Origin of the sequence: Streptomyces sp. SAI-170 (assembly GCF_049739565.1) — a bacterium.
Taxonomy (GTDB): Bacteria; Actinomycetota; Actinomycetes; order Streptomycetales; family Streptomycetaceae; genus Streptomyces.
Genome location: NZ_JBMGQD010000001.1, coordinates 2,087,864 through 2,101,978, shown reverse-complemented (window position 1 = coordinate 2,101,978; position 14,115 = coordinate 2,087,864). Strand labels below are relative to the sequence as shown.

At 68.2% G+C, this 14,115-nt stretch carries 11 protein-coding genes; 10 read left to right on the top strand and 1 reads right to left on the bottom strand.

The annotated features are described in order from the left end of the window. The first annotated feature begins 266 nt into the window (after nucleotides 1-266). The 9 genes from ngcE to RKD23_RS09520 all read left to right on the top strand — a co-directional run bounded on the left by ngcE (nucleotide 267) and on the right by RKD23_RS09520 (nucleotide 12,360). Nucleotides 267-1,715, top strand: a complete 1,449-nt coding sequence (gene ngcE / locus RKD23_RS09560) for an N-acetylglucosamine/diacetylchitobiose ABC transporter substrate-binding protein (protein ID WP_424853297.1) — start codon at nucleotides 267-269, stop codon at nucleotides 1,713-1,715. Nucleotides 1,716-1,824: 109 nt separating this feature from the next. Continuing rightward, nucleotides 1,825-2,754, top strand: coding sequence for a carbohydrate ABC transporter permease (locus RKD23_RS09555; RefSeq protein WP_424853296.1), 930 nt, complete (start codon nucleotides 1,825-1,827; stop codon nucleotides 2,752-2,754). 20 nt (nucleotides 2,755-2,774) lie between these two features. Further along, nucleotides 2,775-3,707, top strand: coding sequence for a carbohydrate ABC transporter permease (locus tag RKD23_RS09550; protein WP_424853295.1), 933 nt, complete (start codon nucleotides 2,775-2,777; stop codon nucleotides 3,705-3,707). Nucleotides 3,708-3,914: 207 nt separating this feature from the next. Further along, nucleotides 3,915-5,114: an ROK family transcriptional regulator gene (locus RKD23_RS09545; protein WP_404033129.1), complete on the top strand. Its 1,200-nt coding sequence runs from the start codon at nucleotides 3,915-3,917 to the stop codon at nucleotides 5,112-5,114. 134 nt (nucleotides 5,115-5,248) lie between these two features. Then, nucleotides 5,249-6,352: a sugar ABC transporter substrate-binding protein gene (locus tag RKD23_RS09540; protein ID WP_424858205.1), complete on the top strand. Its 1,104-nt coding sequence runs from the start codon at nucleotides 5,249-5,251 to the stop codon at nucleotides 6,350-6,352. Nucleotides 6,353-6,469: 117 nt separating this feature from the next. Beyond that, complete coding sequence (locus tag RKD23_RS09535) at nucleotides 6,470-7,261, top strand: ATP-binding cassette domain-containing protein (protein ID WP_424853294.1); 792 nt, start codon at nucleotides 6,470-6,472, stop codon at nucleotides 7,259-7,261. After that, nucleotides 7,258-8,565: a sugar ABC transporter permease gene (locus tag RKD23_RS09530; RefSeq protein WP_424853293.1), complete on the top strand. Its 1,308-nt coding sequence runs from the start codon at nucleotides 7,258-7,260 to the stop codon at nucleotides 8,563-8,565. Before RKD23_RS09535 ends, RKD23_RS09530 begins: the two co-directional genes overlap by 4 nt. A 205-nt stretch (nucleotides 8,566-8,770) precedes the next feature. After that, the gene (dxs, locus tag RKD23_RS09525; RefSeq protein ID WP_424853292.1) at nucleotides 8,771-10,693 is read left to right on the top strand and encodes a 1-deoxy-D-xylulose-5-phosphate synthase; all 1,923 of its coding nucleotides are present in this window, start codon (nucleotides 8,771-8,773) and stop codon (nucleotides 10,691-10,693) included. Between the two features lie 143 nt (nucleotides 10,694-10,836). Further along, nucleotides 10,837-12,360, top strand: a complete 1,524-nt coding sequence (locus RKD23_RS09520) for an amino acid permease (RefSeq protein ID WP_424853291.1) — start codon at nucleotides 10,837-10,839, stop codon at nucleotides 12,358-12,360. A gap of 123 nt (nucleotides 12,361-12,483) precedes the next feature. On the opposite strand, the gene RKD23_RS09515 is transcribed toward RKD23_RS09520, so the two are convergent. After that, entirely contained in the window at nucleotides 12,484-12,858 is a 375-nt protein-coding gene (locus tag RKD23_RS09515) for an NTP pyrophosphohydrolase (protein ID WP_424853290.1), read from the bottom strand. A gap of 67 nt (nucleotides 12,859-12,925) precedes the next feature. Here RKD23_RS09515 and RKD23_RS09510 point away from each other — a divergent pair, with 67 nt between their 5' ends. Then, nucleotides 12,926-13,948 (top strand): hypothetical protein, encoded by a 1,023-nt coding sequence (locus RKD23_RS09510; protein ID WP_424853289.1) that lies wholly within the window; start codon nucleotides 12,926-12,928, stop codon nucleotides 13,946-13,948. Nucleotides 13,949-14,115: the final 167 nt, after the last annotated feature.

The following is a 14,115-nucleotide window of genomic DNA, read 5'->3' as shown; positions in this document are numbered from 1 at the left end:
GGCGTCCGGGGGTAATGTCGCGGATTTTTCCGACAAGGCGCGCACGGGCGGCGGATATTTCCGTGAGGTCTCAACTCGGAAAAGACAGGCGGCTAACCTTGCTTTCGATCTTGCTCCTCCGGCGGTAAGTGGACTATACCTGTCGGCGATCCCGGACCTTCCCCTGAGTCCCGGAGCGATTCGTGCACGACCCAGCTTGACCCCACCGCGGTGCCGGGGAGGATCCGGTTCACCGCCTGAGTCCTGGAGAAGGCGAGGACTTGAGCATGGGATCCACTTCCGCCGAGAACGAATACGGTTCGTCGGGTGTCGGCCGCCGCGATCTGATGAAGCGGTCCGCCGCGCTAGGTCTGGTCGCCGTGCCGTCGATGGGTTTCCTCTCCGCCTGCGCGAGCGGCGGCGGGGGCGACGACTCCAACGAGGACACGCAGGGCAAGACGTCCAAGGACAACCCCTTCGGCGTCAAGAAGGGCAGCAAACTCGACGTCGTCATCTTCAAGGGCGGCTACGGCGACGACTACGCCAAGGCGTGGGAGGCCAGCTTCCAGAAGAAGTGGGGCGTCACCTCCACGCACACCGGCACCCAGGAGATCACCGGCAAACTCCAGCCGCGCTTCAACGGCGGCAACCCGCCGGACATCGTCGACGACTCCGGCGCCCAGAAGATCAAGATCGACGTCCTGTACAAGAACGGCCAGCTCCTCGACCTCGCCGAGGTCCTGGACGCCCCGAGCGTGGACGACCCCTCCAAGAAGGTCCGCGACACCGTCATCCCCGGCACGCTCGACCCGGGCCTGCAGTCGGGCAAGGTCGTCGCCCTGAACTACATCTACACGGTGTGGGGCCTGTGGTACTCCGGCAAGCTCTTCAAGGAGAAGGGCTGGGAGGAGCCCAAGACCTGGGACGACTTCCTCGCCGTCTGCAAGGACGCCAAGTCCCAGGGCATCGGCGGCCTCGCGCACCAGGGCAAGTACCCGTACTACATCAACGTCGCCATCATGGACCTGATCGCCAAGAAGGGCGGCCTGGACGCCATGAAGGCGATCGACAACCTCGACCCCAAGGCGTTCGTCGGCTCCGACGCCGCCCAGGCGGCCGTCGAGGCGGTCTACGAGGTCGTCGAGAAGGGCTACCTCATGCCCGGCACGAACGGCCTGACCCACACCGAGTCGCAGACCCGCTGGAACCAGTACAAGGCCGCGTTCATCACCTGTGGCTCCTGGCTGGAGAACGAGCAGATCAAGCAGACGCCGGCCGACTTCGACATGAAGTTCATGCCGATGCCGGTGCTGGCGGACAGCGCGATGCCGTACGAGGCGATCCGGGCCGGGTCCGGCGAGCCGTTCATCATCCCGGCCAAGGCCAAGAACCTGCCCGCGGCCAAGGAGTTCATGCGGATGATGCTGTCCCGCGAGTGGTCGACGACGTTCGCCAAGGAGGCGAACTCGCTGACCATCCTCAAGGACGGCGTGGACCCGAGCGTGCAGCTGCGGCCGGGTACGCAGTCGACGGTGGAGGCGTCCAAGGCCGCCGGTGACAACACCTTCCGCTTCCTGTACACCGAGTGGTACAGCGAGATGGACACCGCGATCCAGAACGCGTCCAATGAGCTGATGGCCAAGCGGATTCAGCCGAAGGAGTGGCTGAAGCGGGCGCAGGCCGCGGTGGACAAGGCCGCGAAGGATCCGGCGTCCAAGAACAACCGGCGCGAGTAGTTTTCCGGGGTTCGCCGTTCGGGGCGCGGTGGATTGCGGGGTGCCGCTTGTCCGTGGTTGCTCGCGCAGTTCCCCGCGCCCCTGAAGGCACTACAGGGCAGGGAAATTTATGCGTAAAGGGCAGTATCGGTTCGTCGCGGGGTTTCTCTTCGTCCCTGTGGCGTTGTATCTCGTCTTCGTCATCTGGCCCTATCTCCAGACGATCGGTTACTCGCTGACCGACTGGAAGGGGCAGTCGCAGACGTTCAAGTTCGTCGGGCTCGACAACTACAAGGAGTTGTTCCAGGACGACATCTTCCTGGGGGCCGTCTGGCACAACATCCTGTTCCTGGTGTTCATCCCGGTGATCACCATTCTGCTCGCGCTGTTCTTCGCGTTCATGCTGAACGCGGGCGGGCGCAGCAGGGCCGGCGGGGTGTCCGGGGTCGCCGGATCGAAGTTCTACAAAGTCGTGTACTTCTTTCCGCAGGTGCTGTCGCTCGCGATTCTCGCGGTGCTGTTCGGAGCCGTGTACCGCAGTGACAGCGGCGGCATGCTGAACGGCCTGCTGATGAAGGTGGGGCTGGTCGACGAGAGCAGCCCGGTGGAATGGCTCAACGAGCCGAACATGGTGCTGTGGATGCTGCTGCTGGTCGTGGTCTGGCACGGCGTCGGCTTCTACCTGGTGCTGTTCTCCGCGGCCATGCAGTCCATCCCGCGGGACATCTACGAGGCGGCGCTGATCGACGGCGCCGGGCGCGCCCAGTCGTTCTTCCGGATCACGCTGCCACTGCTGTGGGACTCGGTGCAGACCGCGTGGGTGTACCTGGGCATCGCGGCGATGGACATGTTCATCCTGGTGTCCACCATGACCGCGGGTGAGTTCGGCGGCGGCCCCGACCACCACAGCGAGGTCATGGCGACCGTGATGATGCGCAACTTCCTCATCTACGGCAAGAGCGGCTACGCCTGCGCCATGGGTGTGGTGATGCTGCTGCTCACCCTGATCCTGTCCGTGGTCATGCTGCGCGCCACCCGCCGCGAGCGCATCGAGTTCTGAGCGGGAGAGAGACGACCGACATGAGCGCACCCATCGACGAGACCCCCGTGAAAGAGGCCGTGCCCGTCACGCGGCCCGTGGACAAGGTCCCCGCCCGCCCCGACGGCCCCCGCAACGAGGGCGTCGTCCTGAACGTCTTCTCGCACGGCTTCCTCGCCCTGTGGGCCCTGCTGATCGTGCTGCCGCTGCTGTGGCTGGTGCTCAGCTCCTTCAAGACCGACGCCCAGATCGGCGGCTCGGCTTTCGGCTGGCCGCAGAACTGGGACCTGGACGTGTTCGCACGGGCCTGGGACAAGGGCATCGGCGACTACTTCCTCAACACGGTCATCGTGCTGGCCTTCTCGGTGCCGCTGACCATGCTGTTCGGCTCCATGGCCGCGTACGTGCTCGCCCGCTACCAGTTCTGGGGCAACCGGCTCCTGTACTACTTCTTCGTCGCGGGCGCGATGTTCCCGGTGTTCCTGGCGCTGGTGCCGCTGTTCTTCATGGTCAAGCGGCTGGACATGCTGAACAGCTACCAGGGCCTGATCCTGGTGTACGTCGCCTACTCGATGCCGTTCACGGTGTTCTTCATGCACGCCTTCTTCCGGACGCTGCCGACCGCGGTGTTCGAGGCGGCGATCCTGGACGGGGCCTCGCACGCGCGGACCTTCTTCCAGGTGATGCTGCCGATGGCCAAGCCGGGCCTGATCAGCGTCGGGATCTTCAACACGCTGGGGCAGTGGAACCAGTTCATCCTGCCCACCGTGCTGATGCAGCCGCAGAGCGGCGACGACCCCGAGCGCTATGTCCTCACCCAGGGTCTGATCCAGCTCCAGCAGCAGCAGGGCTACGCCACCGACCTGCCGGTGCTCTTCGCCGGCGTCAGCATCGCCATGATCCCCATGCTGGTCGTGTACCTGTCGTTCCAGCGCCAGGTGCAGGCCGGACTGACCTCGGCGACCCTGAAATGAGACGGGGCCGGCCCTTGGAGTAACCCGGCGCGCACGACCGTACGCACGCCGCTTCCGCCCCTGGAAGCGGCGTGCGTCGTTGTGTCCCTGCTCGCGGAAAGGGTTCAACCTCTTGACGGGAGGCAACCCGAACAGCTCAGCTTAGAGTTCACTAGTTGGACATGAACGGGGCCTCGCTGAGGCGGCCCCGCCGCGCAGGAGGTCGTCGTGGAGACTCCGGGGTCGCAGTCGTCGCTGCACCGAGCCAACCTGGAGCGGGTGGTCCGCGCCGTACGGCTGGCCGGTTCCCTCACGCAGGCGGAGATCGCGAGGACCACGGGCTTGTCCGCGGCGACGGTCTCCAACATCGTGCGCGAGCTCAAGGACGGCGGAACCGTCGAGGTCACGCCCACATCGGCGGGCGGCCGCCGGGCCCGCAGCGTGTCCCTGAGCGGGGACGCCGGCATCGTGATCGGCGTCGACTTCGGGCACACCCACCTCAGGGTCGCCCTCGGCAACCTCGCCCACCAGGTGCTCGCCGAGGAGTCCGAGCCGCTGGACGTGGACGCCTCCGCCGCCCAGGGCTTCGACCGGGCGGAGGAGCTGGTCGGCAGGCTGATCGCGGTGACCGGCGTGGACCGCTCCAAGATCGCCGGAGTGGGCCTCGGCGTGCCCGGCCCGATCGACGTGGAGTCCGGCACCCTGGGCTCGACCGCGATCCTGCCCGGCTGGACGGGCACCCGTCCGGCCGAAGAGCTCCGCGGCCGTCTGGGCGTTCCTGTGCACGTCGACAACGACGCCAACCTGGGCGCCCTCGGAGAGCTGGTCTGGGGCGCGGGCAAGGGCGTTCGGGACCTGGCGTACATCAAGGTCTCCAGCGGTGTGGGAGCCGGTCTGGTGATCGACGGGAAGATCTACCGCGGCCCCGGTGGCACTGCGGGAGAAATCGGACATATTACTCTTGATGAATCCGGCCCGGTCTGCCGCTGCGGCAACCGCGGCTGCCTGGAGACCTTCGCGGCGGCGCGCTATGTGCTGCCGCTCCTCCAGCCCAGCCATGGCACCGACCTGACCATGGAAGGCGTAGTCAGGCTGGCCAGGGACGGTGATCCGGGCTGCCGTCGGGTGATCGCCGACGTCGGCCGACACATCGGCAGTGGAGTGGCCAATCTCTGCAACTTGCTGAACCCGAGCCGAGTCGTCCTGGGCGGTGATCTCGCCGAGGCCGGTGAGCTCGTCCTCGGGCCGATCAGGGAGTCTGTCGGCCGCTACGCGATTCCCAGCGCGGCGCGCCAACTCTCCGTTCTCCCGGGGGCACTTGGGGGCCGTGCGGAGGTACTCGGAGCGCTCGCCCTCGCCCTCAGCGAGATGGGTGATTCGACACTTTTGGACGGCACGCTGCACAGTGCGGCGCCTGCCTTCACTTAGAGAACGGATGGCACCGTTGCCATCTCGTTAAGGATTTACTTCTTGACGTCGCACGTGTGGCCGAGTTGACTTCCAGCCACCTCGGCCGCAACGACGCGGCCTCGTCAGGGAGGTTTCTAGAAGTGAACACGCGTATGCGTCGTGCCGCCGTGGCTCTCGCCGCCAGTGCGATGGCCGTTTCCCTCGCCGCCTGTGGCAGCGCGGACGAAGCCGACGGCGGCAGCGACTCCACCAAGTCGTCCGCCGCGAAGGGCGACGACATCAAGGTCGGTCTCCTTCTTCCCGAGAACCAGACCGCGCGCTACGAGAAGTTCGACCGCCCCTTGATCGAGAAGAAGATCAAGGAGCTGACGAACGGCAAGGCGACGATCGACTACAACAACGCCAAGCAGGACGCGAACCTGCAGGCGCAGCAGGTCGACACCATGATCACCAACAAGGTGGACGTCCTGATCGTGGACGCCGTCGACGCCAAGGCGATCAAGAACTCCGTGCAGAAGGCCGTGGACGCCGGCATCAAGGTCGTCGCCTACGACCGCCTGGCCGAGGGCCCGATCAGCGCCTACACGTCCTTCGACAACGTCCAGGTCGGCAAGACCCAGGGCGAGGCGCTCCTCGAGGCGCTGGGCGACAAGGCCAAGAGCGGCCAGATCGTCATGATGAACGGCTCCGTCACCGACCCCAACGCCGCCCAGTTCAAGGAAGGCGCCCACTCCGTCCTCGACGGCAAGGTGAAGATCGGCAAGGAGTACGACACCAAGGAGTGGAAGCCGGAGAACGCCAACTCCAACATGGAGGCGGCCATCTCCGCGCTCGGCAAGAACAACATCGTCGGCGTCTACTCCGCCAACGACGGCATGGCGGGCGGCATCATCACCGCCCTGAAGGCGGCCGGCATCGGCAACATCCCGGTCACCGGCCAGGACGCCGAGCTCGCGGCCGTGCAGCGCATCGTCGCCGGTGAGCAGTTCATGAGCGTCTACAAGCCGTACGCCCCCGAGGCGGACGCCGCCGCCGAGATGGCCGTCGCCCTGGCCAAGGGCGAGGACCTGAGCTCGATCGCCAAGGACAAGGTCTCCAGCGGCAGCGCCAAGGACGTCCCGTCCGTCCTGGTCGACGTCACCTCGCTGACCAAGGACAACATCAACGACACCGTCATCAAGGACGGCGTCTACACCGCCGCCGAGATCTGCACCGGCAAGTACAAGGCCGCCTGCGACAAGCTCGGCATCAAGTAACAAAGACTCCTCCGGCGCCCCGCTCATACACAGCCCCGCAAGCTAGCGCGGGGCGCCGGACGGAAAACTCCCCCAACTTTTCTGCACTACCTTCCGCCGGGTCAGGCGGCGAAGGAGATGGTTCACGTGTCCGCTACGCCCGTGCTGGCGTTGCGCGGGGTCTCCAAGCGGTTCGGTGCCGTCCAGGCGCTCACCGACGTAGAGCTTGAGGTCCACGCCGGTGAGGTTGTCGCCCTGGTCGGCGACAACGGCGCCGGAAAGTCCACGCTGGTCAAGACGATCGCCGGCGTGCACCCCATCGATGAGGGCGTCATCGAATGGGAAGGCAAGTCCGTCACGATCAACAAGCCGCACGACGCCCAGTCCCTGGGCATCGCGACCGTCTACCAGGACCTCGCGCTGTGCGACAACATCGACGTCGTCGGCAACCTCTTCCTGGGCCGCGAGCTCAAGAAGCGCGGTGTCCTGGACGAGGTCGAGATGGAGCGCCGCTCCCTCGAACTGCTGAAGACGCTCTCCATCCGCATCCCCAGCGTGCGCATCCCGATCGCCTCGCTCTCCGGCGGTCAGCGCCAGACCGTGGCCATCGCCCGCTCCATGCTCGGCGAGCCCAAGCTGGTCATCCTCGACGAGCCCACCGCCGCCCTCGGTGTGGAGCAGACCGCCCAGGTCCTCGACCTGGTCGAGCGGCTGCGCGAGCGCGGCCACGCGGTCGTCCTCATCAGCCACAACATGGCCGACGTCAAGGCCGTCGCCGACAAGGTGGCAGTGCTGCGCCTCGGCCGCAACAACGGTGTCTTCGAGGTCAAGACGACCTCGCAGGAGGAGATCATCTCCGCCATCACGGGCGCCACCGACAACGCCGTGACCCGCCGTGCGGCGCGCACGACCGGGGAGGTTTCCAAGTGAGCAGCATCGACAAGACCTCCACCGCAAAAACGTCTCCGCAGGACGAGCACGCCGTGGAGAACCCCGAGGCCGCCTCCGCCGCCGTCACCGCCGTCGACCCGCGTCTGCTGGTGCAGGAGCAGGGCCTGGCCGGCTACATCGGCGAGTTCCGGCGGAAGATGAAGGCCGGTGAGCTCGGCTCGCTGCCCGTCATCCTCGGCCTGGTCGCCATCTGCATCATCTTCCAGAGCCTGAACTCGGAGTTCCTCTCCGCGGGCAACCTGAGCAACATCACGATCACGATGGTCGGCACGGGCATGATCTCCGTCGGCATCGTCTTCGTGCTGCTGCTCGGCGAGATCGACCTCTCCGTCGGCTCGGTCAGCGGCGCGACCAGCGCCATCGCGGCCGTCCTGGCGGTCAACCAGGGCTGGCCCGAGTGGGCGGCGGTCCTCATCGCCGTCGCCGCGGGCGCGGCCATCGGTGCCCTGCACGGCTTCTTCTTCGCCGTCCTCGGCGCGCCGGCGTTCGCCGTGACTCTGGCCGGTCTGCTGTTCTGGCTCGGCTTCATGCTCCAGACGCTCGGTGCCAACGGCACGATCAACCTGGACAGCGAAGGCTTCATCGGCAAGCTGACCACGTACTACTTCAGCGACGTCGCCGCCGCCTACGGCCTGGCGGCCGTGGTGACCGCCGTGTTCTTCCTCACCTCCTTCCTCGGCAACCGCCGGCGTGAGGCGGCGGGGATCCCGTCCCGGCCGCTGAGCGACACCCTGCTGCGCACGGGCCTGCTGGCCGTGGTCGCCTTCGCCGCGGCGGCCATGTACAACAACTACAAGGGCCTGCCGCTGGCCACCGTCATCTTCCTGGTGTTCCTGGTCGCGACGGACTTCCTGCTGCGCCGTACCTCCTACGGCCGCAAGATCTTCGCCCTCGGTGGCAGCGTCGAGGCCTCGCGTCGTGCGGGCATCAACGTCACCGCCGTACGCATCTCGGTGTTCGCGATCTCCGGTGGCTTCGCCGCGATCGGCGGCCTGTTCCTGGCCTCCAAGATCGCCTCCGCCAACCAGAGCGCCGGTACCGGTGACCTGCTGATGAACGCGATCGCCGCCGCCGTGATCGGTGGCACCTCGCTGTTCGGCGGCCGTGGCCGCACCTGGAACGCGCTGCTCGGTGTGCTGGTGATCGTCTCGATCCAGTACGGTCTCCAGCTGGAGTCCATCGCCGAGCCGGTGAAGTACATGATCACCGCGGGTGTGCTGCTCACCACGGTCGTCATCGACTCCATCACCCGGAAGACGCAGAAGACCGCCGGCCGGGCGTAGAAGTAACGCCTTCGCGCCGTAGGGGCGCGGGTGGACTGGCGACTGCCGCACATGTGTGGCCGGTCGCGCAGTTCCCCGCGCCCCTTACGGCGTTGCCGCTGAGGTCACCGACAGGGCCGCGCCCCTTTGCGGCGTTGTTCGGCCGGAACATTAGACTCGACGAGCCCGGCAACAGCTCAACAGCTCTACTCGCAAGGAGGCACGGGTGCCGCTGCTGACCCGCATCACGGGACCGCGCGATCTGGACCGGCTCAGCCTGGAGCAGCTGGACCAGCTGGCCGAGGAGATCCGGACCTTCCTCGTCCAGGAGGTCTCCAAGACCGGCGGGCACCTGGGCCCCAACCTCGGTGTGGTCGAGCTGACCATCGCCCTGCACCGCGTCTTCGAGTCGCCGAAGGACAAGGTGCTCTGGGACACCGGCCACCAGTCCTATGTGCACAAGCTGCTCACCGGCCGGCAGGACTTCTCCCGGCTGAAGATGAAGGGCGGCCTGTCCGGCTACCCCTCGCAGGCCGAGTCCGAGCACGACGTCATCGAGAACAGCCACGCCTCCACGGTGCTGGGCTGGGCCGACGGCATCGCCAAGGCCAACGAGCTGATGAAACGCGACAGCCATGTCGTCGCCGTCATCGGTGACGGGGCGCTCACCGGCGGTATGGCCTGGGAGGCGCTGAACAACATCGCCGACGCCAAGGACCGCCCGCTGGTCATCGTCGTCAACGACAACGAGCGCTCCTACGCGCCCACCATCGGCGGCCTCGCCAACCACCTGGCCACCCTGCGCACCACCGACGGCTACGAGCGCTTCCTGGCCCGCGGCAAGGACCTCCTGGAGCGCACCCCGGTCGTCGGCAAGCCGCTCTACGAGACCCTGCACGGCGCCAAGAAGGGCCTGAAGGACTTCATCGCCCCGCAGGGCATGTTCGAGGACCTGGGCCTGAAGTACGTCGGCCCCATCGACGGCCACGACATCGAGGCGCTGGAGTCCGCGCTGGCCCGCGCCAAGCGGTTCGGCGGCCCGGTGATCGTGCACTGCCTCACCGAGAAGGGCCGCGGCTACCAGCCCGCCCTCCAGGACGAGGCCGACCGCTTCCACGCCGTCGGCAAGATCCACCCCGACACCGGCCTGCCCATCGCCTCCTCCGGCGCCGACTGGACCTCCGTCTTCGGCGAGGAGATGGTCAGGCTCGGCGAGGAGCGCGAGGACGTCGTCGCCATCACCGCGGCCATGCTCCAGCCGGTCGGCCTGGACAAGTTCGCCAAGCGTTTCCCCGAGCGCGTCTACGACGTCGGCATCGCCGAGCAGCACGGCGCGGTCTCCGCGGCGGGCCTCGCCCACGCGGGCGTGCACCCCGTCTTCGCCGTCTACGCCACCTTCCTCAACCGCGCCTTCGACCAGGTCCTGATGGACGTCGCCCTGCACAAGTGCGGTGTGACCTTCGTCCTGGACCGGGCCGGCGTCACCGGCACCGACGGCGCCTCCCACAACGGCATGTGGGACATGTCGATCCTCCAGGTCGTCCCCGGCCTCAGGCTCGCCGCCCCGCGCGACGCCGACCAGGTGCGCGCCCAGCTCCGCGAGGCCGTCCAGGTCGACGACGCGCCGACCGTGGTCCGCTTCTCCAAGGGCGCCGTCGGCCCCGCCGTACCGGCCGTGGGCAAGGTCGGCGGCATGGACGTGCTGCGCGAGCCGGGCACCGACCGGCCGGACGTCCTCCTCGTCTCGGTCGGCGCGCTGGCACCGATGTGCCTGGAGATCGCCGGCCTGCTCGACCAGCAGGGCATCTCCACCACCGTCGTCGACCCGCGCTGGGTCAAGCCCGTCGACGAGGCCATGGCCCCGCTCGCCGAGCGGCACCGCGTGGTCGTCACCGTGGAGGACAACTCCCGCGTCGGCGGTGTCGGCTCCGCGATCGCCCAGGCCCTGCGCGACGCGGGCGTCGACGTCCCGCTGCGTGACTTCGGCATCCCGCCGCGCTTCCTCGACCACGCCTCCCGCGCCGAGGTCATGGCCGAGATCGGACTGACCGCCCCGGACATCGCCCGCCAGGTGACCGGCCTGGTCTCCAAGATCGACGGACGGTTCGACCGCGAGAGCGCCGACGAGGCCGAGCCCGCCCGCGACTGACGGGACGGACACACCCGAATGGGCCGATTTCACCACTGCGAGAGTGGTGAAATCGGCCCATTCGCGTGAAACTGCTCGTGCCGGGGCATACGTGGGTCACCCCCTCTCGATCATGTCGGGGACGACAAGTGGGAGGTAAGCCCGTGAGCAGTTCCCTCTTCCGGACGAAGAAGGTCGAGCAGTCCATCCTCGACACCGAGGAACCCGAGCACGCGCTCAAGAAGTCCCTGTCCGCCCTGGACCTCACGGTGTTCGGCGTCGGTGTGATCATCGGCACCGGCATCTTCGTCCTCACCGGCACAGTGGCCAGGAACAACGCCGGACCCGCGGTGGCCCTCGCCTTCGTCGCGGCCGGTGTGGTCTGCGCGCTCGCCGCGCTCTGCTACGCCGAGTTCGCCTCCACCGTCCCGGTGGCCGGCTCCGCCTACACCTTCTCGTACGCCTCCCTCGGCGAGCTGCCCGCCTGGATCATCGGCTGGGACCTCGTCCTGGAGTTCGCGCTCGGCACGGCGGTGGTGGCCGTCGGCTGGTCCGGCTACATCGCCTCACTGCTGGACAACGCGGGCTGGCACCTGCCCGACGCCCTCGGCACCCGCGACGGCGCCGACGGCTTCGGCTTCGACATCCTCGCCGCCGCGCTGGTCCTGGTCCTCACCGGCATCCTCGTCCTCGGCACCAAGCTCTCCGCGCGGGTCACCTCGCTCGTCGTCGCCGTCAAGGTGACGGTCGTCCTCACCGTGATCATCGCGGGCGCCTTCTTCATCCACGGCGACAACTACGACCCGTTCATCCCCAAGGCCCAGGAGGTCCCGGCGGGCGACAGCCTCCAGTCCCCGCTCATCCAGCTGATGTTCGGCTGGGCGCCCTCCAACTTCGGCGTCATGGGCATCTTCACCGCCGCCTCCGTCGTCTTCTTCGCCTTCATCGGCTTCGACGTCGTCGCCACGGCCGCCGAGGAGACCCGCAACCCGCAGCGCGACATGCCCCGCGGCATCCTCGGCTCCCTCTTCATCTGCACCGCCCTGTACGTGGCCGTGTCGATCGTCGTGACGGGCATGCAGCACTACACCGAGCTGTCCATCACGGCCCCCCTCGCCGACGCCTTCAAGGCCACCGGGCACCCCTGGTTCGCGGGCTTCATCAGCTTCGGCGCGGCCGTTGGCCTGACCACGGTCTGCATGATCCTGCTGCTGGGCCAGACCCGGGTCTTCTTCGCGATGAGCCGCGACGGGCTGCTGCCGCGCTTCTTCTCGCGCGTCCACCCGAAGTTCAAGACCCCGCACCGGCCGACCATCCTGCTCGGCGTGATCATCGCGATCGTCGCCGGCTTCACCCCGCTCAGCGAACTCGCCGAACTGGTCAACATCGGCACCCTGTTCGCCTTCGTCGTCGTCGCGATCGGCGTCATCATCCTCCGCCGCACCCGCCCCGACCTGCACCGCGCCTTCCGCACCCCCTGGGTCCCGGTCGTCCCGATCCTGTCGGTCCTCGCCTCCCTCTGGCTGATGCTCAACCTCCCGACCGAAACGTGGCTCCGCTTCGCCGGCTGGATGATCGTCGGCTTCGTCGTCTACTTCCTCTACGGCCGCTCCCACAGCCGCCTGGGCCGCCAGGAGGAGACGACAGTTGGCCAGGTCCTGAAGCCCCCGAGGGGCGAAGAGAGCTAGGGGACTGACGTCCGCCTTACGGGGGAGCCGGGGATCAGCTCCCCAGGGGCGCGGGGAACTGCGCGACAAGCCACGACGATCAGGCAGACGCGGGACGGCAGATCAAGGCACGGCGACCGGCGCTCAGTCCCCACCCCCACGCACCGCACGAGGCCCGGTCACGGACGCCCCGAGCTCACCCACACGCCGCCGCAACTCCCGGTCGGCCGTCACCACCAGGCACGCCCGGCCGGAGGCCTCGGCGACCAGCTCGACCATCCGATCGTCCCCACTCCCGGCAGCCGACTCCACCCGAACCCCCGGCACAGAGGAAACCCCCCGAGCCGCCCCCTCCACCACCAGCACGATCTCCACCGGCCCGGCAACCCCGGGCACCCCGTCCACCGCCAGCCGGTCCCGCAGCCGCTCCGCCGCCCCGCGCCGGTCCCGCCACCACCCGTCCGGCACCGACCCGACCACGTTCGCCGCGTCGACGATCACCAGCAACGAGTCACTCATGCCGTCAGACTCCCACGCCCCCCCGACAAGGCAGCCCCGCCCCCACGGCTAAAGTGGCCTCGTGTCGATGGACCGTACAGTGAACGGCAACTGGCTCATACGAGGCCGGGACGGCCGACTCAGCGTCTACCTGCCCGCCGACGACGCGGTCCTCTGCCGGGCCGAACGCGTCCCCGGCGGGTCCTGGGAACCCCCGCGCAGGATCGGCGGCGAGCAGCAACTGCACGCCGGTTTCGCGGTGGGCCAGGGCCCCGACGGCTATGCCCATCTGGTGGCCTGGCGGCCCACTCGATCGGGTGAATCAGGGCTGGTCCACACCACCCACTTCCGGCCGCTGCTCGCCGCACTCGACTGGATGCCGTTCGGGCACCCCAACAAGGAGGGCGACCGCACCGGCGACCCCGTCGTGGCCGTCGACGTCGAGGGGCGCGCCCACCTCTTCGTCCGCAACCGCGGCAAGGGTGTGTCCATGAGGAACCAGAAGGAGCGCGGCGGGCTCAACGCCTGGCACGACCTCAAGGGCTCCAAGGTCCACGACCTGCTCGCCGTGACGGGGGAGTCGGGCCGTATCGAGGTGTACGCGAGCAACCACACCGGCATCCTGCGCTGGTTCCAGCAGGAGCCCGGCAGGCGCCCGGTCGCGGCTGATCCGCTGCTCGTCCAGATGCAGCCGGGCACGCTCGCCGCGCTGCCCACCTCCAAGGAGCACACGACCCTCTTCTACGCCGACCCGGACGGCACCCTTTACGCCTGGCGGCCCGACGCCGAGCCAAGGCCCCTGCTCGCGGCGGCCGGCCCCGGCCCGGTGACCGTGCTGCGCTGCGACATCGACGGCCTCGACTGCACGATCCTCGCCCAGCGCTCCGCCTCCGGCCGGGTCGCGTTCGCCGCGTACCCGACCGAGCAGGAGACGGCCGGCCTCAGCTGGACCGAGTCCGGCCCCCAACTGCCCACCGGCACGCGGGTGGCGCTCGCCCAGGACGCCACGGGCCGGGTCGTCGCGGCGACCCTCACCCCGGACGGCACCCTGCGGCTGAGCCGCCGCAAGGAGGAGCCGGGGCTGGCGCTGGAGGCGTGGCGCGAGGTCTGAGCGGCCGTACGGAGAGTCCTGATCGGCCGTATGACGAGGTCTGAGCGGCCGTACGACGAGACCTGATCCGCCGTACGACGTCCGCCGTACGACGCGATCTGATCCGCCGTACGACGCGATCTGATCCGCCGTACGAGAAAACGCCGGGGCCCGGCACATCCGCCGAT

Excerpts from the sequence above, each read along its gene's own strand:
- ngcE (WP_424853297.1), top strand. The coding sequence starts at position 267 with ATGGGATCCACTTCCGCCGAGAACGAATACGGTTCGTCGGGTGTCGGC.
- RKD23_RS09555 (WP_424853296.1), top strand. The coding sequence starts at position 1,825 with ATGCGTAAAGGGCAGTATCGGTTCGTCGCGGGGTTTCTCTTCGTCCCT.
- RKD23_RS09550 (WP_424853295.1), top strand. The coding sequence starts at position 2,775 with ATGAGCGCACCCATCGACGAGACCCCCGTGAAAGAGGCCGTGCCCGTC.
- RKD23_RS09540 (WP_424858205.1), top strand. The coding sequence starts at position 5,249 with ATGCGTCGTGCCGCCGTGGCTCTCGCCGCCAGTGCGATGGCCGTTTCC.
- RKD23_RS09535 (WP_424853294.1), top strand. The coding sequence starts at position 6,470 with ATGGTTCACGTGTCCGCTACGCCCGTGCTGGCGTTGCGCGGGGTCTCC.
- RKD23_RS09515 (WP_424853290.1), bottom strand. The coding sequence starts at position 12,858 with ATGAGTGACTCGTTGCTGGTGATCGTCGACGCGGCGAACGTGGTCGGG.
- RKD23_RS09510 (WP_424853289.1), top strand. The coding sequence starts at position 12,926 with ATGGACCGTACAGTGAACGGCAACTGGCTCATACGAGGCCGGGACGGC.